A 20589-nucleotide genomic window follows, 5' to 3' on the forward strand; every position below is an offset into this window, starting at 1 on the left:
TAGTCTCTGGCCCAACCGGGCCGGGATGTGAAGCGGCACGGATCCAGTCAAGGGGGACAGACATGAAGAAGACCGTACTTTTGGCCCTGCTCGCCGGCGTCAGCCTCGCCGCATGCGAAGACAAGGTGACCAAACCCGAAGGCCCGAGCGAGGATGCCGTCCGCATCGCGCAATCGGCCCTTATCGTCGATACCCATATCGACGTGCCCTATCGCCTGCAGGAAAAGTGGGATGACATATCGGCCGCAACCCAAGGCGGTGATTTCGATTATCCCCGTGCAAAGGAAGGCGGCCTTGATGCCCCCTTCATGTCGATCTACACCCCTTCGAAGCTCGATGGCACGCCGGACGCCACCGTGCTCGCGAACGACCTGATCTCGATGGTCGAAAAGATCGCCGCTGAACATCCGGACAAGTTCCGTGTGGCCAAATCGGCCGCCGATGTGGAAGCAGCGCAGAAAGACGGCGTCATCGCCCTGCCGCTTGGCATGGAGAACGGCTCGCCGATTGCTGATCTTGACCTTCTGGATCACTTCTACAATCGCGGTATCCGCTATGTGACGCTTGCCCACGCCAAGGCCAACGCGATTGCCGACAGCAGTTACGATCCCGAACGCCCGAACGGCGGCCTTTCCGAATATGGCGCCGAGGTCGTGAAAAAGATGAACGCGCTCGGCATCATGGTTGATATCAGCCATGTGTCCGACGAAGCTTTCTGGGATGTGATGGCGCTGACCGACGTGCCGCCGATCGCCTCGCACTCTTCCGCGCGTCACTTCACACCGGGGTTCGAGCGCAACATGGCCGACGACATGATCGTCGCACTCGCCAAGAAGGGCGGCGTGATCATGATCAATGCGGGCTCGTCCTTCCTCACGGAAGCGGCCAACAACTGGGGCAAGGAACGCGACGCCGCTTATGAAGCCCATCTCGCAGCATCGGGCGAGGAAAAATCCCACGCCGGCGAAGATGCGTTCGGGATTTCCTACCGGATGACCCATCCCTATCCCTATGCCACCCTTGATGACGTGCTCGACCATATCGACTATGTCGTGAAGATTGCCGGGATCGATGCGGTCGGCATCGGGTCGGACTTCGACGGTGTGGGTGACAGCCTGCCCATCGGCTTCAAGGACGTGTCCGACTATCCGGCTCTTGTCGATGGTCTTCTGTCGCGCGGTTACGACGAGGTGGCCATCACCAAGATCCTTGGGGGCAACCTGATGCGCGTGTGGCGCGTGGTTGAGGCGGCAGCCCAGCCCTGAGCGTCCGGTTCTGCTTGACCCGGTCCTGACTTTCCTAAATGCTTCCCCTCAATTCGGACAGATTGGGGGGGAGCCATGAAGCCGACGACCACACCACCGGCCGGGGAAACGGGCGAGGATAACGGGGTGCGCACCTTCGCAGGTGTTTCATCCGGCATGCGCACCTATATCCTTCTGCTCCTGACCTTCATCTACGCGGTGAATTTCATCGACCGGCAGATTCTGGTGGTGATGCAGGAAGCCATCAAAGCCGACCTCAGCCTCAGCGACACCGAACTTGGCCTCTTGACCGGCTTTTCCTTCGCACTTTTCTATGTCACCGCCGGCATCCCCATCGCGCGGCTCGCCGACCGTGCCAACCGCCGCAACATCATCGCGACGGCCCTTGCCGTGTGGAGCGGCATGACGGCCCTTTCGGGCCTTGCCCAGAATTATCTGCAACTGCTGCTGGCCCGGATCGGTGTTGGCGTTGGCGAGGCCGGCTGCAGCCCACCGGCGCATTCGATGATCTCGAGCCTTTACGAACCCAAGCGGCGGGCTTCAGCCCTCGCCTTCTATTCGGCGGGGCTCTATTTCGGGGTACTTCTCGGCTATCTCCTCGGCGGATTTCTCAGCGAAACATATGGCTGGCGGGCAACCTTCCTGATCCTTGGTCTGCCCGGCATCGCGATTGCCCTTCTCTTACGCTTCAGCGTCAAGGAACCCCTTCGCGGCGCCGGCAGCCATCAGCAGGCGAGCCTGAAGGAAACGCTCGCGGTTATCGCGCGGCTCAAATCCTTCCCTTATTTCGCCTTCGGCTGTGCCATGTCCGCCTTCGTTTCTTACGGCACCGGCAACTTTCTGCCCTCGCTGATGGTGCGCTACCATGGCTTCAGCCCGTCCGAAGTCGGCATGATCCTCTCGCTTTCAGGCGGGCTCACCGGCATGATCGGCACCTATCTCGGCGGTGTACTGGCCGACAAATATGGTGCGCGCGACCCCCGCTGGTATCTCTGGATTCCCGGCCTTTCAGGCGTTCTTGCCATCCCCTTCGCCATGTTCGGTTATCAGACGGACAGCCCAGTGCTGATGGTCGCGGGCACCGGTATCGCCGCGATACTTTCGACCATGTATCTGGGGCCCGCCATCTCGGTTTCGCACCGGCTGGTATCGCCGCACATGCGCGCGCTGATGTCGGCGATCCTGTTCTTCATCCTCAACCTGATTGGGCTCGGCATGGGGCCGGTCGTTGTCGGCATGATCAGCGATACGCTTCGGGAAATCACCGGCGAGGAAAGCCTGCGCGCGGCGCTGACCATCGCCGTGTCGCTTGCCTTCATCAAGGCATGGCTCTTTTTCGAAGGGGGCCGCAAGCTGCCACAGGACCTGGCCCAGCACGCGGAAGACTGAGGGAGAGGTCAGTCCTTCCCGTATTTCGCCGCCTGCCAGGAAAGCACCATCGGCCATGCCTTTTCGAAATAGGCGAGCGCCTCGTCCCACGCAGGCGAAAGGCCGAAGCCATCGTGGATGAGGGTGAGGCTGGTGCCGCCCTCGCCTTCTGGCTCAAAATATAGCGTCACATGGGTATAGTCGGCGCGCACCAATGGCATATGGGGCGGGTTGGTCCATTCGAACGACAGCATCCGCTGCGGCTCTACCGCCAATAGCCGCGCCCCTTCGCTGCCCCGGCTGCCTTCGGGGGCGGAGAGCGCCATGTAAAGCTCGTAGGCGCCGTGCGGTTTCAGGTCGATAGTCGATCCTTCCGCGAAGAAGCTTTTCAGCCCTTCGGTCGTCGTCCAGTCCTGCCAAACCGTATCAACCGGCGCAGCCACTACTGCCTTGGCGACAATGCGACGATCTTCAAGTCCTTCGGCCTGCACACCCGCAAGCCCCGCCATTATCAGTGCCAGAAACACCGGAAGCCGTTTCATGCGTTCCTCCCCTCGTGCCCGATATCCGGTGAGATTAGCGCAAAAAGAAAAGGCCCGGAACGCCGAAGCATTCCGGGCCAGCTTTCAGTCAGCCGGATGGCTTAGAACTTGTAGTTCACACCGAAGCGGATTTCCCACTGAGAAGGGGCAGTCTGGATTGCCTGCGGCTCACGGTCAGTGAAACCGCTGTAGTTATAGGTGTTTGTTGCACGGTCGATCGATGCGTCCAGGACGTTGATGTGGCCGGTGTAGCCAGCATGTTTCTGAACGCCCCAATCCTTGTCGAGCAGGTTGGTCAGGTTCTCGATCACCATATAGGCCGTGATCTTGTGACCTTCGAACGGCATCGGAATTTCCTGGGCCAGACGCAGGTCAACCTTGCCCCACCAATCAGATTCGAACGCGTTACGCGGGGCGATTTCGCCCGCATATTTCATCAGGCCCTGCGATTCGAGGTAGCTGAAGAATGCGTCCTGCTGGGCGTCGGAGGCCAGATCGCCAACGAAGTTGACAAGCGGGTCATCCTTGCCGGTCGGCACATAGATCAGGTGACGGTCGTCGACCGTATCACCAAACGCGCTGTAGGTGGTGTCGAAGTAACCACCCATACCGTTGTAGGTGAAGCTGTAGGGACGGCCCGACTGCAGGCTGCCAAACAGGCTGAGGGTCGTCTTGTTGTCGTCCCAGAACTCATGTTCCCAGTTGAAGCGACCGACGAGACGATGCTTGATCGCCCAGTTGGTGGTTGCCTCTGCCGGGTTGTTGGCATCGGATACCGCCACACCCACGAAGTTTGAGAAGGCAACCGAGGAAGTCATGGGGTTGACGTCAGTAGCATCAGTGTAAGCATAGCCGACATACCAGCTGATACCCATATCCTCGACATCTTTCGACAGCGCGATAGAGAAGACCTTCTGTTCACCGCCATCGGTGTTGGTAAGGATCAGGTCAGAACTGCCAAAACGGGCGCATCCGGGAGTCAGCGGGTTTTCAGCACAACCCGGAATCGATTTGTCGGTCGCAGCGTAAAGCGGACGACCATCAGGTGCGGTGCCAAACGCGACAAGCGTGCCATCGATAATCTTCGCTGCATTGCGCATCTTCGAATAGAGAAGGTCGGCCGATAGGCGGTAGCCATCACCAAACATGCCCGCATCAAAGTCCCAGGTTGCGCCAAGGGCGACCTTCAACTGGGTCGGAATTTTGAAGTCCGGGTCGAAGGCATTCACACCAGTGTTTGCCGTACCAGAACTTACGTCGTCATAAAGCGACTTGGGAATATCCTTAATCGGCGTACCACCGTTGGCAGTCGGAACTTCGAAGAGGCGGACGTTACGTGCACTGAGCTGGATCTGGCTAAAGCCGTCGTTCTGGTAGTTGTTAACTAGCCAGACGTTCGGGTTACCACCCGAGAAGATACCGACGCCGCCATGGACGCGGAGGGCATCGGTCGCATCCCAGTTGAAGCCCAGACGCGGCATGAAGACGCCACGGCCATCGAAGTTGGTGGCGTTTGAGAAACCGTTACGAGCGATGAAGTTGGCGTTTTCAGCCGGAAGACCACTGTTTTCATACCAGTCGTAACGAACACCGGCGGTGATGGTCAGGTCTGCATCAGGGATCGAGAACTCGTCCTGCAGATATGCCGTGTTGATCGAGTACTCGACCGTGCCTGCAGCATCGAGCGGATTTTGCGAGGCAGCGTTGCCGTAATAGACGCGGTCAGCGATACCGGCTTCAAAATTTTCGATGCTGGTGAAGCGATATTCGCCAACCGTGTGCTGGACGAACATATTGAAGACTTCAAGGTCAGCACGCTCGACACCGAAGGTCAGTTCATGGTCGTTCAAGGCATAGTTGGCCGCAGCCTTGTAGTTCCATATCTTGTAGTAAAGGTCGTTCGACTGACGGCTATCGTCGGTACCGAGATAGACAAGCACGCCTTCCGGAGTCCGGATCTGAACTTCGCCGAACTCGTTATTGCCGCGCGAAATCTGGCGGTTGTCGAGTTCGTTGTAAGAGACGCGGATTTCGGTGGAAAGTCTGTCGGTCCAGTCCGAGAACAGATGACCCGAATAGGCCTCAAGCTTCGCACCGCGCTCGTAATAGTGATCCGAATATTCGAATTCATCGGCATCGCTATCCGATTCCGCCATATGGAAGCCGTTGTCATAGTTATAAACGAGGGCAAGGCGGTGGTTGTCGTTTATGTTCCAGTCGATCTTGGCGAGGATTTTCTCGTCTTCGGTCGGCAGCGATGCAACGAACTCCCCAGGCGTGTAGCCGTATTTGTCTTGCGCAATTTGCGCAATCCGGTCGTAGGTTTCTTGCGAAATCTGATCTTCGGTGCCGGGACGACGGCTGTAAAGATCAGCACCTTCTAGCTTTTCGTAGGAAGCAAAGAAGAAGAGCTTGTCCTTGATGATCGGGCCACCGAGGTGTGCACCATAGCGCTTGATTGTATAGTCACCGTTATCAAGCTCAGGCAGATCCGATACCTTGGTGCCGCGCAGGCTGTCGCTGGAGTAATCGAAGAAAGCACCGCCATGCAGTTCGTTGGTACCCGACTTGGTCACAGCGTTGATGTTACAGCCGGTGAAGGCGCCGTACTCAACGTCGAACGGTGCCATCTCGACAGCAACTTGCTGGATCGAGTCGAACGAGAAGGGCACATATTCGGTCGGATAGCCGTTCGAATTGAGGCCGAACTGGTCGTTGAGGCCTACGCCGTCAACGGTCAGGCTGTTGAAGCGCGGGTTGGCACCAACGCACTGGATCGCATCGTTGTTCGACTCGTCGATGTAAACGCGCGGGTCCATACGAACCACGTCCTTGATGTCGCGGTTGATCGACGGTGCGGTCTCGAGGTCCGAAAGGTTGAAGGTTGCGCTCGGGCCCATGGCCACGCTCGCGGTGTTCAGTGCCGAAGCGCTGACGATGATCTCTTCCACACCACCAACAATCTCATCGAGCTGGAAGTTGGCTTCGTAGGTCTTGCCGAGGTTCAGCGTGATGCCTTCAATACGCTCGTTGGCGTAGGCATCCGATTTGACTTCGATGATGTAGGGGCCGCCAACGCGCAGGCCACGGGCCGACCAGCTGCCGCTGGAGGACGTGGTTACCGTGCGGGTGGTGCCGGTGCGGGTATCGCGAATGGTTACAGTCTGGCCGGCGAGCGGCGAACCGTCGGGGGCGGTTACCACACCGCGTGCATCAGCGGAGGTTTCCTGTGCGGTGGCGGGCGATGCCATCATCAGGGCCGACACTGCTGCGCCGAGCAGCAGATAATTCATTGAGCGTTTCATTTCCTAAGCTCCATGGTTTTACGGGAGATTATAATTATTGTTGCATGCCTCTCTCCCGGCGCCCTTGCGGGCAGGCGCCGAAAAAAAGCCAAGACTTCCGAATATCAAACTTTCCGTTACATTTTTGTTACAAACCGGTGATTATTTTTTGTCAACACCGCAAACCGCCGGTTACGGGCCGCTGAATTCGGGCAGCACATCCGCTGTATCCCTGAAAAAAAGGCGCAAAACGCCGGTTCTTCAATCGACATCGAAGGCAGTCCCACTGTTACCGCCCGACATGACAGTTTAACGAAGCTTGTGTTCTTCTTTTCCAAGTGTGACAGAAATGCCGCATGTGCCGGGGCTTGCCAGAGGTTAAAAATCTTAACCATGATTGTCTGCCGCGACTCAGGTGCTACAGAAGTGGGTGTTGCGGGCAGGAATCATCTCACCGGACGCAACACTGGCATCCGGTGGCAGGAATAGCTTCCGGGAAGGCCGCCTCAGTGCAGCGGCAGGATCACCAGGCCTTCATCAAGGGGCTTGATTCCGAGATGCGCCGCAACCGTTTGGCCGAGGTCGGCGAAACTGTCGCGCACCCCGCCCGAGCCCGGCTTGACGCCAGCCCCGAAGGCAATGAAGGGCACATGTTCGCGGGTGTGGTCGCTGCCCGGCCAGGTGGGGTCGCAGCCGTGATCGGCACTCATCACCACTATATCGCCGGGGCGCATGTTGGCGGTCAGCTCCGGCAGGCGCTTGTCGAAATATTCAAGCGCTGCGGCGTAGCCCGCCACGTTGCGGCGGTGACCGAAATTCTGGTCGAAATCGACGAAATTGACGAAGGTGAGCGAACCTTCCGGCGCCTCGGCAATCTGTTTCAGCGTTGCCTCAAAAAGCGCCGGGTTGCCGGTCGCCTTGATCTTCTTGCTGATGCCCTGATGCGCAAAGATGTCGGCAATCTTGCCGACCGAGATCACCTCACGGCCTTCAGCCGTCAGCTTGTCCAGAAGTGTGGGCGCAGGCGGCGGCACCGCGAGGTCGCGGCGATTGCCGGTGCGCTCGTAATTGCCGCTCGTGCCCACAAACGGCCGCGCGATCACCCGGCCGATATTGTAGGGGTCTACAAGCTCGCGAGCCACGTCGCACACTTCATATAGCCGGTCGAGCCCGAAGGCTTCCTCGTGGGCGGCGATCTGGAAAACGCTATCGGCGGAGGTATAGACGATGGGCTTGCCTGTCTTCACATGCTCGTCGCCCAGTTCTTCGATAATCACAGTGCCGGAAGCATGCTTATTGCCGAGAACACCCGGCAGTCCGCAACGCTCGATCAGCGCATCGGTCAGTTCTTTCGGGAAGCTCGGATATTCGTGGCCGAAATAGCCCCAGTCGAAACGCACGGGCACACCCGCCATTTCCCAATGGCCGGACGGCGTATCCTTGCCGAAGGACTGTTCTGCCATTGCGGCATAAAGCCCTGTGTGGCCGGAACCATCTGTTTCAAGCCCGGTCGGGATCTTGCCGGTGGCAAGCGCGGCGGCGGCACCAAGGCCCAATCGCGTCAGGTTCGGCAGATGCAGGGGGCCAGCCTCCGGGCGTTCCTTGCCCGTATTCCCGGCAGCACACCAGTCAGCGATATGGCCCAGCGTATCGGCACCCACATCACCGAACTTCGCGGCGTCAGGGGCGGCACCGATGCCGAAACTGTCGAGCACGAGGATGAAGGCGCGCGCCATGGCACTTACTCCGTGATGGTTTCCAGAACGAGCGGCCGGATTGAGTACGCTTCGTCGGTAATTGTGTAGGCTTTCTGAACCGCCCTGATCGCAGCATCAGCCGCGTCAGCGTCAGCAGCATAAACCCGCGCCAGCGGATCGCCGGCTTCCAGTTTAACACTAGTGCCGATCATATGGGAGAAGCCAACCTTGTGATCAATGGCCACCTTCGGATCAGTGCGGCCACCACCGAGCGCAATCACGGCAAGGCCGAGCCCGCGCGTATCGATCTTGCTTACCCGCCCTGCCACAGGTGCGGGCACGTCGCGGACGACAGGGCCGACCGGCAGGACCAGGTCGGGTGCCTCTAGAATATCCGCTGGCCCACCATGAGCGGCAACCATTTGCCCAAACCGCTCTGCCGCTTTGCCAGAATGTAGCGCTTCTTCTGCCATTTCCTCACCTTGCACCCTGTTCTTGGCAAGCTTGGTGAGAACCAGCATCTCGGCAGCGAGCGAGAGCGTAATCTCGATTAGCCTCAGATCGGCATTTGCCGGGTCGGTGAGGGCAGCCACGCTTTCACGCACTTCAACATTGTTGCCGGCTGTGAAGCCGAGGCATTCATTCATATCCGTGAGAAGTGCGGTTGTCGGCATGCCTGCCGCCCGCGCCACGCGCACGATGCTGGAGGCCAGCGTGCGGGCGTCTTCCACGGACGTCATGAAGGCGCCGTTGCCGACCTTCACATCCATCACCAGTGAATGAAGGCCAGCGGCCAGCTTTTTCGACAGGATCGAGGCCGTGATCAGCGGCACCGATTCGACCGTCGCGGTCACATCGCGCACCGCATAGATGCGCTTGTCTGCAGGCGCCAGGTTCGCCGTCTGCCCGATGATCGAGCAGCCGATGTCCTTCACGGTTTTTACGAACAGGTCGTTCGCCGGGGTCACGTCATAGCCCGGAATACCTTCAAGCTTGTCGATGGTGCCACCGGTGTGGCCAAGGCCGCGACCGGCGATCATCGGCACGATGCCGCCCGCTGCTGCCACGATGGGGGCCAAAAGCAAACTGACCTTATCGCCCACGCCGCCGGTTGAATGCTTGTCCACGATGGGTGCACCGGCATCGAAGCCATGCTTCTTCCAGTCGATCACATCGCCGGAGGACCGCATGGCAAGCGTCAGCGACGCACCCTCTTCGGGCTCCATTCCGCGGAAGAAAACGGCCATCGCGAAGGCCGCAATCTGGGCATCGGTCACGCTGCCGTCGGTGACGCCCGCGACAAAGGCTTCGATGGCAGCTTTATCGAGCCGGGCGCCATCGCGCTTGGCACGGATCAGTTCCTGCGGCAAAAAACGGCTCATTGCTTGCGCCGGAAAATGTGCGGCAGCAGTTCAACGAGCTTGTATTCTTCGAGAACCGCACCGGTTTTGCCATCCAGAAGGTAAACGGGCATGTCTGCTTCGCCGAACTCGGCCAAGACCTGACGGCATCCGCCACACGGCTGGCACGCGCGGGAATCAGGGCCGACAATGGCGACCGCCGCGATCTTGCGTTGGCCGCCGGCGACCATTGCCGAAACGGCACCCGTCTCTGCACAATTGCCGAGCGGCGAAGCGGCATTCTCAACGTTGCAGCCGGAGAAAACCTGTCCGTCGTCGGTGAGGATCGCAGCCCCGACCGGATGATTGGAATAAGGAGCATAGGCCTTGTTTCGTGCTGCCATCGCAGCATCGATCAACCGCTTGTCCATAGAAACTCGTCCCTTTCGTTTCGTGCAGATATACAGACGACGTGAAAAAGGGCAAGTCTCGCCGTTGATTGCTGACGCTCGACAGAGGGGCTTTGTGCAGGCTAAAAAGACGACTTCGAGTCCCAGCATAAGGCCAATTTCTATGACAGCCTCCGTCAAGGTCGTTGACCATCCCCTTGTCCAGCACAAGCTGACCATGATGCGCCGCCGCGAGGCATCAAGCGCCGAATTTCGCAAGCTTCTGCACGAAATCGGCCTCTTTCTCGGCTATGAAGCCCTGAAAGACCTGCCCCTTGGCCATGTGATGATCGATACGCCGGTCACCGCCTTCAACGCACCCGTCATTTCGGGCAAGCGCCTCACCTTCATTTCGATCCTGCGCGCCGGCGAAGGGCTGCTCGCCCCGCTTCTCGATCTCGTACCCGGCGCGAGCGTGGGCCACATCGGCCTGAAGCGCGACGAAGTGACCCTGCAGCCCAGCCAGTATCTCTTCAAGGTACCGCCGCATGTGACCACCAATCTGGTGATTGTGCTTGACCCGATGCTGGCAACCGGGCATTCCGCCATCCGCGCGATCGCGGACCTCAAGGAAGCGGGCGCCCGCAACATTCGTTTCATCTGCCTTCTGGCTGCTCCCGAAGGCGTGGCAGCGCTGCAGGAAGCGCACCCCGATGTGGCGATCACCACCGCCGCCATCGACGAGAAACTGAACGATATCGGCTATATTGTGCCGGGCCTCGGCGACGCAGGCGACCGGCTGTTTGGAACAGAGGATCATTGACCCATGACCGTTGAGAAGCGTTTCGTCACCGCGCAGGAACTGCTGGACAAGAGCTTCGAGCTTGGCCTGCGTATCCTGAAAAGCGGCGAGCTGCCGAAATTCATCGTTGGTGTGTGGCGGGGCGGCACCCCGACCGGGATCGCCGTTCAGGAAATCATGGACTATTACGGCGTCCATACCGACCATATCGCCATCCGCACCTCCAGCTACATCGGCATGCAGCAGCAGAAAGAGGTAAAGGTCCACGGTCTGGAATATATCATCTCCAATATCAATGCCGAGGACAGCCTCCTGATCGTTGACGATGTGTTCGACAGCGGCCGTTCGATCGAGGCGATTGTCGACCGACTGAAGGCCAAGTGCCGCCGCAATACGCCCGAGGTGATCAAGATCGCCACCGTCTTCTACAAACCGGCGCGCAACGTGACCCAGCTGACGCCTGACTATTATGTCGAGGAAACCGACGACTGGCTGGTGTTCCCGCACGAACTTTCCGACCTTTCCCGTGAAGACATCAAGAAATTCAAGGGCATCGACCTGCCCGACCTGAAGATCGAGGCGAAATGACCATGATGTATGATCAGATCCAGACGGCCGCCGCCCATATCAGGGAAGCCTACAAGGGCGAGATGCCGAAGATCGCCGTGATCCTCGGCAGCGGGCTCGCAGGCCTTGCCGATGCGCTCGAAGACGCCGCTGTCTTCCCCTATGGCGACCTCCCGGGCTTCCCGGTCACCACCGTGATCGGCCATACCGGCAAACTTTATATCGGCAAGCTTGAGGGCGTGCCGCTCATCTGCATGCAGGGTCGCGTGCATGGCTATGAAGGCCATGACCAGCAGATGCTGGGCTTCCCGACCCGTGTGCTCGCCGCCCTCGGTGTTGAAACGCTGTTCATCACCAATGCATCGGGCAGCCTTGACGTGGATGCCGGCCCCGGCAGCCTGATGATGATCACCGATCATATCAATTTCTCAGGCATGAACCCGCTTGTCGGCGTGAATGATGACCGTCTCGGGCCGCGCTTCCCCGACATGGGCGACGCCTGGAACAAGAAGCTCCGCAAGAAGCTCGCCAAGGTCGCCGAAAAGCTCGATATCAAGCTCCACAAGGGCGTTTATATCGGCGTAAAAGGCCCGAACTTCGAAACACCCGCCGAAATCCGCGCCTTCCGCACGTGGGGTGCAGGCTGCGTGGGCATGTCGACGATCCCCGAGGTGCTGACCGCCAACCATGCGGGCATGAAGGTCGTAGGCGTTGCCTCGATCACCAACTATGGCGCCGGCATGGTGGACGAGGTGCTCAATCACGTCGATACGCTCGAATTCGCGGCCAAGGCCGCCGTCAATCTCGAGCGCCTCATTCGCGCTTTCGTAAAAGAAATCAGCGCCTGACAGGCGCTGTGACAGAAGGGGCGAAATGCCCCTTCTGTTGTGATATAGTCCGCCTCCCAACCCGTTCCCAGTAGTGCAGCTTTTTTAAAGTTATTCACGAACATCGGGAGGCTTTCATGCCATTCAAGAAACTGATCGTGCTCGCCACCGGCGCAGCACTTGTCTCTGCTATTTCGCTTCCTTCCTTCGCGCAGGAGGAGATGAAGCCGATGAAGCAGGAAAACGCCGTCTATATGTCCATGGTCCTTGTGAAATACAAAGGCGGGATGCGGCGCAAGGCGATGGAACATATTGACAAATATTTCGTGCCGGCTGGCCAGAAGGCTGGAACGCCTGGCCCCTGGGTCCTGCATTTCGACAGCGGCCCGTGGGACGCCGCCTATTTCTGGGACCACAAGGGCGGTTACGCCGACCTTGAATGGGAAACCAGCGAAAATGACGTGAAATGGATGAAGGCCCTCGCCGACCTGAACGGCGGGCAGGAAGCAGCCATGAAACTGCTGGACGACTATTATGGCATGATTGCAAAATCGACGAGCGAAATCGGCCATCACCATCAGACCCCTGATGAAATGAAAAGCGCCAAGAAATAGGCATTCTGAAAATCCGGACTGGGGCCCGTTTTCGGGCCCCTTTGCATTCGCCATGATCATCGATAGTCTGGTTGTCATAACAAAAGCGACGCGAGGTAGATCATGACAACCAACTATTACGAGACCTTCATAACCTGCTCGGCAGATTGTCCGGCAACCGCCGGAGAGGTGCCCAGGAAACCCGGCACCATCGCTGCGATCCAGTATGACCTTCTCTCCAGCAGGCCTTACACCTATACAAGCGATGAACTGTTATTTGAGACCTACGCCCTGCGAAACAATATCGATGACAAGGGCCGCGACGCAGCCAAAGCTGCTTTCTTCGCAAAATCCCAAGCCTGCCTCAGGGCCTCGCCGCTCGTGAAACAGTTCGGCTGGGGCCTTCATCATGATCCTGATGGCAAGGTCGCTCTCGTCGGGTTGGGCACCGATGCCTATAGGGACTTCATGGCACGCACCGACATCAAGACCGTTCCGGGCATGCGCAGCAAACGCGCCTGAAGTCACTGCCTTTTCGAAATCCTCAATCCGTGGCATTCTTGGCCCCCTAGGGGACAAGGTGGGGAGGACCGTATGGCCGAGACAGGCAACGGGCTGAGCAATCTGTCGGTCGCGATCATCGGGGCAGGCCCGGCCGGTTATTACACCGCCGAGGCGCTGACGGACCAGAGCGACCATGTCCTTGTCGATATCATTGATGCCCTGCCCACCCCCTTCGGGCTGATCCGCGCGGGCGTCGCCCCCGATCACCAGTCGATCAAGAATGTCTCGCGGCGGTATGAAGCCACCGCGGGCCGCGATCATGTGCATTTCATCGGCAACTTGCGGCTCGGGCGCGATGTGACGCTCGCCGAACTGATGCAGCTTTACGATGCCGTGGTGCTGGCGACTGGCGCCCCGAAGGATCGCACGCTCGGGATCGACGGCGAAAATCTGCCCGGTGTTGTGGGCTCCGGCGCGTTTGTCGGCTGGTATAACAGCCATCCCGACTTTCGCGACCTCTGCCCCGACCTGCAGGTGGCCGCAGTGGCCGTGATCGGCAATGGCAATGTGGCCGTCGATGTGGCCCGGATACTTGCCAAGACCCCGCACGAGATGGAAGCAACCGACCTTGCCCGCCACGCTGCCGACTGCATCCACAAAAGCCCAATCCGCGATATCTATCTGATCGGACGTCGGGGGCCGCTTGATGCCAGCTTCACCCCGAAGGAGCTGGGGGAACTGAATGCCCTTGAAGAAGCCGTGGCGCTCGTGAATCCCGCCGACCTGCCAGACGAGGCCGTGGATGCCACCCTTGAAGGCCCGGCCAAGAAGAACATGCCGATCCTGCGCGGCATGGCGGCGAACCGGCCGGACGCGGGCAAGCGCGTGCGGCTGCATCTGCAATTCTATTGGCGCCCGATGGCGTTGCTGGGGGACGAACGCGTTTGCGGGCTCAGGCTCGAACGCACCAAAGTGGTGGACGGCAAGGCCGTCGGCACGGGGCAAACCGAAGTGCTGCCCGTCGGCCTCGTGGTGCCGGCGATCGGCTACCGGTCGAGCCCCATTGAGGATGTGCCCTATGATGAAGCCAAGGGCCGCTTCTGCAATGTGGACGGAAGGATATCGGACCGGCTCTATGCCGTCGGCTGGGCCAAGCGCGGCCCCACCGGCACCATCGGCACCAACAAGCCGGACGGCGTGGAAGTCGCCGCCCGCATCCTCGCCGACGTGAAGCCCGCCCTGCGCCCCGGCCGTGTTGGGCTTGAAGACCTGATCCGCGAACGCGGCCTCACGGTTGTTACCTTCCGCGACTGGAAAAAGATCGAAGCCGCCGAAGTCGCCCACGCCACCGGCGGCGCCCCGCGCGAGAAATTCACGGATGTCGGCGAAATGGTGAAGGTGGCGAAGGGTTAACCCCCATCGTCATGCCGGGCGTGACCCGGCATCCAGCGGCACTGGCAGCAGGCATGGACCCCGGGTCAGGCCCGAGGTGACGAAATGGCTACTTCCTCGGCCCCAGCTTCTTCAATGTCCCGCCGAAGCTCAGCACCGGTTCACCGGTCGCGGTCATCAGCCCGCGCACGAAGATCAGGTTCCTTGTGGCTTTCACCACCTCGCCTTGGGCTTCCATCCAGTCGCCGGGGCGGGCGGGGCCGACGAAATCGCAGTGGAAATTCACCGTGATACCGCCATGGTCCAGATGGTCCCGCGAAATGGCGAAAAGGGCGGTGTCGGCAAAGGTCATCAGCATGCCGCCATGCAGGTTGCCGTGGCCGTTGATATGACGTTCGTCGGCGCGGAACGCCACTTTCCAGCCTGACCCGTCGCTGCGCGGGGCAATGAAGATCGGGCCGACCGTATGTTCGAACCGGTCATTGTGGCTCCACACACTATAGCCTTCGGGGGCTCCCCCGTCTTTCGGCGTCATAGATACTCCTTGCGTGACGCGCTGCTCAACCGCCGCGCGGGCTTATGGGATCGCCCGGCCCTGAAAGGCCGGGCGCTGTTTTCAGAATCTGTTGTCGCCACCAAGCACCCGGCCGACACCGCCAAGCACCGAACCTTCGCCCTTGTCGGCGCCGCCACCCTTCGGCATCGCCGCCCACATACGGCCAGCCAGACGGCTGAAGGGCAAGCTTTGCAGCCATACCTTGCCGGGGCCGCGCAGACGCACGAAGAAGACGCCCTCGCCGCCGAAGATCATGGATTTGATGCCACCTGCGGCCACAAGGTCCATGTCCACATCCGAAGTCATGGCGGCCAGGCAGCCGGTGTCCACATGCAGTTCCTCGCCGGGTTTCAGCTCGCGCTCGATCACCGTGCCGCCCATATGGACAAACACCCAGCCGTCGCCGTCCAGCTTCTGCATGATGAAGCCTTCGCCGCCGAAAAGCGCGGTCAGGACGCGTTTCTGGAAGTGGATGCCGATCTGCACGCCGCGTGCGGCCGCAAGGAAGCTGTCCTTCTGGCAGATCAGGCGTCCGCCAAAATCATCCAGCCGGAGCGCGAGGATATTGCCGGGATAGGGGGCGGCGAAGGCAACATGCGCCTTGCCCTGCCCTTCGTGCGTGAAAACGGTGGAGAAAAGGCTTTCACCGGTGATGAGCCGCTTGCCGACGGAGAGAAGCTTGCCCATGAAGCCCGCGTCCTGCCCCGAGCCGTCGCCAAGCACGGCATGCATGCCGACAGAGGCGCTTTTATACATCATGGCGCCGGCTTCGGCCACGGCCGACTCGCCCGGATCAAGCTCGATTTCCACGAACTGCATCTCGGCGCCCTTGATCACATAATCGATATCGTCCGAAAGACTGGCCGAGCGTTTGTGGCGCTGCACCGGCACGTCTGGAACCTGGCTCATGGTTTAATCCTCCTGTCGTTTCCTTTTTCCGCCTCATTCAGGTTACAAACTTTGGTGTGCTGCACTTGACGGAAGCCCCGCCGATGCGCACGTTGGTACCTGAAGAAGTGGGCGCTATGAAATCATAGTGCCCCAGCAATTCCAAGACCCGGAGTCCCGTTCGCATGCAAGGCATCTGGAAAGCCCTTAAAGCCCTTATCAACACCATCCAGGGGGTTGGCACTTTTGTCGCCGGCATCCTTGTGATCCTGGGGCTTGTCCTCGTCATCAAATTTGCGAACCGCACGGTCGAACTGCCGGGCGTGCCGAATGGCTCTGTCCTCGTGCTGTGGCCCGAAGGCAATGTGGTGGAACAGGCGCAGTATCCGAACCGGCTGTCGCTCCTCTTCAACAGCTTCGACCAGCAGCCGCCCGAAACCAGCGTGCATGACATCCTGACCGCCATCGAGCGCGGCAAGAATGACAGCCGCATCGCCGCCATGGCGATCCTGACCGACAATATGTGGGGCGTTTCCCCGGCCCACGGCCACGAGATTGCCGAGGCCGTGCGGTCCTTCCGCGAGGCCGGCAAGGAAGTCTATGCCATCAGCTCGGAATATGATCAGGCGAGCTACCTGATCGCCGCCGAGGCCACCAAGGTATTCCTCAACCCGGCGGGCTCGCTGCTCCTTACCGGTTACGGCCAGTATGTGCCGCACTTCAAGCAGCTCCTTGATAAAGTCGGTGCGACCGTCAACGTCTTCCGGGTGGGCACCTACAAGTCGGCAGTTGAGCCCTATCTGCGCGACGATATGTCGGAAGCCGCCAAAACGGCCAACCGCGCCTTCCTTGGCTCGCTGTGGGAATCCTACGAATCGTCCGTGACCCGCGCCCGCGGGCTGGAGGCCGGCGCGCTTTCCCGCCTGCTTGCCGATTTCAGCAATGTGCTGAGGGCCGGTGGCGGCAACTTCGCGCAGGCAGCCCTTGACCAGGGCCTTGTCGATGCCTTGGCGCCGCGCTCCGAATGGCGCAATGAATTGATGGAAAAATACGGCACGACGCCCGATGGCGTCAGCTTCAACCAGATCCATTATCAGGCCTATCTCGGTGCCACCCAGAATATGGCGAAGCGCGGCGAGAAGGCGATTGCCGTGATCACCGCGCAGGGCGAGATCGTGATGGGCGACGGGCCGATCAATGTGGCGGCCGCTGAAACGCTGGTGCGCCATATCCGCGAAGCCCGCACGGACGAAAATGTCGCCGCCATCGTGCTGCGCGTGGACAGCCCCGGCGGTTCGGCCTTCGCGTCCGAACTGATCCGGCAGGAACTGGCGGCGGCCCAAGCGGACGGCATCCCGGTCATCTCGTCCTTCGCCTCGATGGCGGCATCAGGCGGCTACTGGATCGCATCCACTTCGGATGAAATCTGGGCCGAGCCCACCACCATCACCGGTTCCATCGGTATCTTCGGGGTGATCCCGACCTTTGAAAACACGCTCGACAAGATCGGTGTGCACACGGACGGCGTGGGTACCTCGCAGCTTGCCGGTGCCTTCGATGTTTCGCGGCCGATGTCCGAAACCGCGAAGGATGTGGTGCAGCAGTCGATCGAGGAAGGCTACCGCCAGTTCCTGACCCGCGTGGCCGCTGGCCGTGGCATGTCGATCGAGGATGTGGACAAAATCGCCCAGGGCCGTGTCTGGGCAGGTTCGGTGGCGCAGACCATCGGCCTTGTCGATAACCTCGGCGGGCTGGATGACGCCATCGCCGCCGCCGCCGCCAAGGCCGGTGTCACTTCGTACGAGCCGGTCTTCTTCCGCGACGCGCCGAGCAATCTGGACACCATCATCGCCGATATCCTCGACAGCCTCGCCGTCAAGGCACCGGTCGATGACCTCAGCCTGATCAGCCAGTCGCCGATGTTCAAAACGGCAATGATGCTGAAAGCCGAAGCCATGGCGCTCGTGAAGTTCAACGACCCCATGGGCCGTTATGCGCTCTGCCTTGAATGTTCGGTGCGGTAACGATGGACGACGCGCAAAAAAAGTCGGACGCTGAATGGCAGGCTGAACTGACGCCCGAGCAATATGCCGTGTGCCGCTGCGGCGGCACCGAACGGGCCTTCACCGGCAAATATTGGGACGAGAAGCGCGCAGGCACCTACACCTGCGCCGCCTGCCACACGCCGCTTTTCTCAAGTGACACCAAATATGACAGCGGTTCGGGCTGGCCGAGCTATTGGGCGCCGATCGCGGACGGTGTGGTTGCCGAGAAGCGCGATGTAAGCCACGGCATGATCCGCACCGAAATCCTGTGCGCCAAATGCGAAAGCCACCTTGGCCACGTTTTCCCGGATGGCCCCAAGCCCACAGGCCTGCGCTATTGCATCAACAGCCTGTCGCTCGACTTCGAGCCCAAGGAGGGGTGACACCCTTCCGCGACACGCCCCGAAAGTCGTGTCGCGAAATTTGCAACTTCGGGTGCCGTTTTATCGGGCTAAATCAGCAAGGCAGCAACGCTTATCTTCAGGTCAACAGAACCCCTGACCCGGAGAAACGCTATGAATACCCAAGCCCTGAATATCCTGCGCATCGATACGAGCGCCACGCCTGCCACCTCGAATTCCAAGGCCCTTGTTGACCTGTATCTTGAAACGCTGGCCGCGAATGGCCACGATGTGAACCTGACCTCCCGTGATCTTTCGACCGCCCTGCCGCTGATCGACGCCACCTGGATCGGCGCCAACTTCACGCCTGCCGACAAGCGCACGGACGAGCAGACTAAAGCCCTTGCCCTGTCCGACAGCCTGATCGACGAAGTGAAGGCACAGGATGTGCTGCTGATCAGCACGCCGATCTACAATTTCGGCACGCCCGCCGCCTTCAAGACCTGGATCGACCTGATCGCCCGCGCCGGCGTCACCTTCCGCTACACGGAAAACGGCCCGGTTGGCCTTCTGGAAAACAAGAAAGCGGTGATCTTCGTCACCTCGGGCGGCACGCAGGCTGAAAGCGCCATCGATTTCGCCACGCCCTATATCCGCCACGTGCTCGGTTTCGTCGGCATCACGGATGTGACCGTGGTCGCTGCCGACCAGCTGGCGATCCGCGCGGCTGAAAGCCTTGAAAAGGCCCGCAAGGGTGCCGTGAAAGCTGCGGAAGACCTGGTAGCTGCCCGCCGCGCTGCCTGAGGCTTTCTCCGGGCCGTCTTTGTGACGGGCCTCCAGGGGCTGCGTGCCCGCCTCCCCTTACAAGGCGCGCAGCCCCTGGAACACGGCGATCATGATGCCGCTCATCAATATGGTGAAATAGGTGACCCAGATGAAACCGGCCTTCAGGAAAGCCCTGATCCAGCCCTGCATCTGGCCCACCTTCAGCGCGACGATGATGTAAAGCGACGTGCCCCACCAGAAAACGCTGAAGCCGATGTCCCCGCCATATATGGGCACCACCACGGTGAGCGCCGCCATCAGCAGGAACAGGAAGCTGTGGAAATGCAGCGAGAAGACCAGCTGGTGGACATAGTTCCGCCCCTTGCCCCAATGGGTGATCCACAATAGCAGCGCGAAGATGGGCATCAGCACCAGCAGTGCGCGCGGCATCCAGATGTTGAACAGGCTGTTGAAGGTGGTCGGATCCTCGAAGGCGCGCGCAAATCCGCGCATGGCGCCAACGGTGAGGAGATCGAACTGCTTGCTGTCGATCAGCTTCTGGGTCTCTTCGGGGGTCAGACTGATACGGGGCTCGTCGTTCACCGGCACGAACATGCCCAAAGTCAGGCGGTACGGCACTTCAGGCAGGTCAAAACCAGTGCCTCCGGCCGCCGCGATCACAACATCTTCGTCCGCCGCATCCTGAGCACTTTCCTTTGCCCGTAGCTGACGTTCCAGATCCGCCTTTGCTTCGGGCTTCAGTTCCACACCGCTTTCGTTCAGCGATGAAATGACGTCCTGAACGACCGCTTCCACTTCCGGTGAGTTGGAGGGCGTAGCCTCTGCTGACGCTGGCTCTGTGGCATGTTCCACACCATCGCTCGGCGGTGCTTCTGAATTTGCGTCAGGGGCAGTGTCCGCTGGCGCTTCGCTGCCACTGCCTTCGCTCGTCTCTTCGGCCTGTGTGTCTTTCTTCGGCACCAGCTTCAGGTCCAGCAGGGCCACATTGGCGAGCGAAAGCAGAAGGAAGAAGCCGATCGAGACAACGATATAAAGCCGCACCGGCGGGAAATAGCGGGTGCGGTGCCCGTCCATATATTCGCGGGTCAGGAAGCCGGGCCGCAGCACCAGCGCCACCATCGTGCGGTAAAAGCGACTATCAGACGAAAGCGTATAGTCGAACGCATCGGTGATGAAGGTCCAGAGCGGGCGTTTGAGCGTGCCTTCTTTCTGCCCGCAGGCGTGGCAGAAAGGCCCCTCCATCAGTGTATTGCAGTCAAGGCAGCGTTGTTCGCGCGCCTGCACCTCCGTCACTGCGGCGCGCAGTTTGCGGCGGCGGCGACGTTCGGGATAGCGGAAGGGTTTTCTCAGTTTCGCGAGAAACCGCCTGTATCTTGCCTGCATCGCCTAAAGCCCCCCTTTGA

At 60.1% G+C, this 20589-nt stretch carries 19 protein-coding genes; 11 read left to right on the top strand and 8 right to left on the bottom strand.

Annotated features, from left to right (window positions below; all coding sequences use genetic code 11):
• Positions 1 to 62: 62 nt before the first annotated feature.
• Together OU694_RS15760 and OU694_RS15765 are read left to right on the top strand one after the other, a co-directional pair.
• A complete protein-coding gene (locus OU694_RS15760; RefSeq protein ID WP_308911976.1) occupies positions 63 to 1265 on the top strand; it encodes a dipeptidase in 1203 nt (400 codons plus the stop codon).
• Between the two features lie 75 nt (positions 1266 to 1340).
• A complete protein-coding gene (locus OU694_RS15765; RefSeq protein WP_308911977.1) occupies positions 1341 to 2654 on the top strand; it encodes a spinster family MFS transporter in 1314 nt (437 codons plus the stop codon).
• 8 nt (positions 2655 to 2662) lie between these two features.
• On the opposite strand, the gene OU694_RS15770 is transcribed toward OU694_RS15765, so the two are convergent.
• The 5 genes from OU694_RS15770 to OU694_RS15790 all read right to left on the bottom strand — a co-directional run bounded on the left by OU694_RS15770 (position 2663) and on the right by OU694_RS15790 (position 9927).
• Positions 2663 to 3175 carry an SRPBCC family protein gene (locus tag OU694_RS15770; protein WP_308911978.1) on the bottom strand — a complete coding sequence of 171 codons (513 nt, stop codon included), beginning with the start codon at positions 3173 to 3175 and terminating at the stop codon, positions 2663 to 2665.
• Between the two features lie 101 nt (positions 3176 to 3276).
• Positions 3277 to 6480, bottom strand: coding sequence for a TonB-dependent receptor (locus OU694_RS15775; RefSeq protein WP_308911979.1), 3204 nt, complete (start codon positions 6478 to 6480; stop codon positions 3277 to 3279).
• Positions 6481 to 6965: 485 nt separating this feature from the next.
• Positions 6966 to 8195, bottom strand: a complete 1230-nt coding sequence (locus tag OU694_RS15780; RefSeq protein ID WP_308911980.1) for a phosphopentomutase — start codon at positions 8193 to 8195, stop codon at positions 6966 to 6968.
• Positions 8196 to 8200: 5 nt separating this feature from the next.
• A complete protein-coding gene (deoA, locus tag OU694_RS15785) occupies positions 8201 to 9538 on the bottom strand; it encodes a thymidine phosphorylase (RefSeq protein ID WP_308911981.1) in 1338 nt (445 codons plus the stop codon).
• Positions 9535 to 9927 carry a cytidine deaminase gene (locus OU694_RS15790; RefSeq protein ID WP_308911982.1) on the bottom strand — a complete coding sequence of 131 codons (393 nt, stop codon included), beginning with the start codon at positions 9925 to 9927 and terminating at the stop codon, positions 9535 to 9537. Before OU694_RS15790 ends, deoA begins: the two co-directional genes overlap by 4 nt.
• Before the next feature lie 142 nt (positions 9928 to 10069).
• Here OU694_RS15790 and upp point away from each other — a divergent pair, with 142 nt between their 5' ends.
• From upp to OU694_RS15820, 6 genes are all read left to right on the top strand, one after another.
• Entirely contained in the window at positions 10070 to 10708 is a 639-nt protein-coding gene (gene upp / locus OU694_RS15795; RefSeq protein ID WP_289503254.1) for a uracil phosphoribosyltransferase, read from the top strand.
• Between the two features lie 3 nt (positions 10709 to 10711).
• On the top strand, positions 10712 to 11275 hold the full coding sequence (locus OU694_RS15800; RefSeq protein WP_289503256.1) for a phosphoribosyltransferase: 564 nt from the start codon (positions 10712 to 10714) through the stop codon (positions 11273 to 11275).
• 2 nt (positions 11276 to 11277) lie between these two features.
• On the top strand, positions 11278 to 12102 hold the full coding sequence (locus OU694_RS15805) for a purine-nucleoside phosphorylase (RefSeq protein WP_308911983.1): 825 nt from the start codon (positions 11278 to 11280) through the stop codon (positions 12100 to 12102).
• Positions 12103 to 12218: 116 nt separating this feature from the next.
• Positions 12219 to 12695 (top strand): hypothetical protein, encoded by a 477-nt coding sequence (locus tag OU694_RS15810; protein WP_308911984.1) that lies wholly within the window; start codon positions 12219 to 12221, stop codon positions 12693 to 12695.
• Between the two features lie 102 nt (positions 12696 to 12797).
• Positions 12798 to 13196 carry a DUF6157 family protein gene (locus tag OU694_RS15815; RefSeq protein ID WP_308911985.1) on the top strand — a complete coding sequence of 133 codons (399 nt, stop codon included), beginning with the start codon at positions 12798 to 12800 and terminating at the stop codon, positions 13194 to 13196.
• A gap of 72 nt (positions 13197 to 13268) precedes the next feature.
• Positions 13269 to 14591 carry an FAD-dependent oxidoreductase gene (locus OU694_RS15820; RefSeq protein WP_308911986.1) on the top strand — a complete coding sequence of 441 codons (1323 nt, stop codon included), beginning with the start codon at positions 13269 to 13271 and terminating at the stop codon, positions 14589 to 14591.
• An 88-nt stretch (positions 14592 to 14679) separates the two neighbouring features.
• On the opposite strand, the gene OU694_RS15825 is transcribed toward OU694_RS15820, so the two are convergent.
• Both OU694_RS15825 and OU694_RS15830 read right to left on the bottom strand, forming a co-directional pair.
• Complete coding sequence (locus OU694_RS15825; protein ID WP_308911987.1) at positions 14680 to 15105, bottom strand: PaaI family thioesterase; 426 nt, start codon at positions 15103 to 15105, stop codon at positions 14680 to 14682.
• Between the two features lie 81 nt (positions 15106 to 15186).
• Positions 15187 to 16035, bottom strand: coding sequence for a TIGR00266 family protein (locus OU694_RS15830; protein ID WP_308911988.1), 849 nt, complete (start codon positions 16033 to 16035; stop codon positions 15187 to 15189).
• Positions 16036 to 16199: 164 nt separating this feature from the next.
• Here OU694_RS15830 and sppA point away from each other — a divergent pair, with 164 nt between their 5' ends.
• The 3 genes from sppA to OU694_RS15845 all read left to right on the top strand — a co-directional run bounded on the left by sppA (position 16200) and on the right by OU694_RS15845 (position 19204).
• Positions 16200 to 18038, top strand: a complete 1839-nt coding sequence (gene sppA, locus OU694_RS15835; protein WP_308911989.1) for a signal peptide peptidase SppA — start codon at positions 16200 to 16202, stop codon at positions 18036 to 18038.
• Positions 18039 to 18040: 2 nt separating this feature from the next.
• Positions 18041 to 18442, top strand: coding sequence for a peptide-methionine (R)-S-oxide reductase MsrB (msrB, locus tag OU694_RS15840; protein ID WP_308911990.1), 402 nt, complete (start codon positions 18041 to 18043; stop codon positions 18440 to 18442).
• 132 nt (positions 18443 to 18574) lie between these two features.
• Complete coding sequence (locus OU694_RS15845) at positions 18575 to 19204, top strand: FMN-dependent NADH-azoreductase (RefSeq protein ID WP_308911991.1); 630 nt, start codon at positions 18575 to 18577, stop codon at positions 19202 to 19204.
• A gap of 57 nt (positions 19205 to 19261) precedes the next feature.
• Here the strand turns inward: OU694_RS15845 and OU694_RS15850 are convergent, their stop codons facing one another.
• A complete protein-coding gene (locus OU694_RS15850) occupies positions 19262 to 20569 on the bottom strand; it encodes a DUF3667 domain-containing protein (protein WP_308911992.1) in 1308 nt (435 codons plus the stop codon).
• Positions 20570 to 20589 lie beyond the last annotated feature (20 nt).

The sequence above is a fragment of the Pseudokordiimonas caeni genome, assembly GCF_026719705.1.
GTDB classification, from domain to species: Bacteria; Pseudomonadota; Alphaproteobacteria; order Sphingomonadales; family Kordiimonadaceae; genus Gimibacter; species Gimibacter caeni.

Coding starts and splice junctions, on each gene's coding strand:
- sppA (WP_308911989.1), top strand. CDS start 16,200: ATGCAAGGCATCTGGAAAGCCCTTAAAGCCCTTATCAACACCATCCAG.
- msrB (WP_308911990.1), top strand. CDS start 18,041: ATGGACGACGCGCAAAAAAAGTCGGACGCTGAATGGCAGGCTGAACTG.
- OU694_RS15805 (WP_308911983.1), top strand. CDS start 11,278: ATGATGTATGATCAGATCCAGACGGCCGCCGCCCATATCAGGGAAGCC.
- OU694_RS15780 (WP_308911980.1), bottom strand. CDS start 8,195: ATGGCGCGCGCCTTCATCCTCGTGCTCGACAGTTTCGGCATCGGTGCC.
- OU694_RS15820 (WP_308911986.1), top strand. CDS start 13,269: ATGGCCGAGACAGGCAACGGGCTGAGCAATCTGTCGGTCGCGATCATC.
- OU694_RS15845 (WP_308911991.1), top strand. CDS start 18,575: ATGAATACCCAAGCCCTGAATATCCTGCGCATCGATACGAGCGCCACG.
- OU694_RS15760 (WP_308911976.1), top strand. CDS start 63: ATGAAGAAGACCGTACTTTTGGCCCTGCTCGCCGGCGTCAGCCTCGCC.
- OU694_RS15800 (WP_289503256.1), top strand. CDS start 10,712: ATGACCGTTGAGAAGCGTTTCGTCACCGCGCAGGAACTGCTGGACAAG.
- upp (WP_289503254.1), top strand. CDS start 10,070: ATGACAGCCTCCGTCAAGGTCGTTGACCATCCCCTTGTCCAGCACAAG.
- OU694_RS15830 (WP_308911988.1), bottom strand. CDS start 16,035: ATGAGCCAGGTTCCAGACGTGCCGGTGCAGCGCCACAAACGCTCGGCC.
- deoA (WP_308911981.1), bottom strand. CDS start 9,538: ATGAGCCGTTTTTTGCCGCAGGAACTGATCCGTGCCAAGCGCGATGGC.
- OU694_RS15850 (WP_308911992.1), bottom strand. CDS start 20,569: ATGCAGGCAAGATACAGGCGGTTTCTCGCGAAACTGAGAAAACCCTTC.
- OU694_RS15775 (WP_308911979.1), bottom strand. CDS start 6,480: ATGAAACGCTCAATGAATTATCTGCTGCTCGGCGCAGCAGTGTCGGCC.
- OU694_RS15815 (WP_308911985.1), top strand. CDS start 12,798: ATGACAACCAACTATTACGAGACCTTCATAACCTGCTCGGCAGATTGT.
- OU694_RS15810 (WP_308911984.1), top strand. CDS start 12,219: ATGCCATTCAAGAAACTGATCGTGCTCGCCACCGGCGCAGCACTTGTC.
- OU694_RS15765 (WP_308911977.1), top strand. CDS start 1,341: ATGAAGCCGACGACCACACCACCGGCCGGGGAAACGGGCGAGGATAAC.
- OU694_RS15825 (WP_308911987.1), bottom strand. CDS start 15,105: ATGACGCCGAAAGACGGGGGAGCCCCCGAAGGCTATAGTGTGTGGAGC.
- OU694_RS15770 (WP_308911978.1), bottom strand. CDS start 3,175: ATGAAACGGCTTCCGGTGTTTCTGGCACTGATAATGGCGGGGCTTGCG.
- OU694_RS15790 (WP_308911982.1), bottom strand. CDS start 9,927: ATGGACAAGCGGTTGATCGATGCTGCGATGGCAGCACGAAACAAGGCC.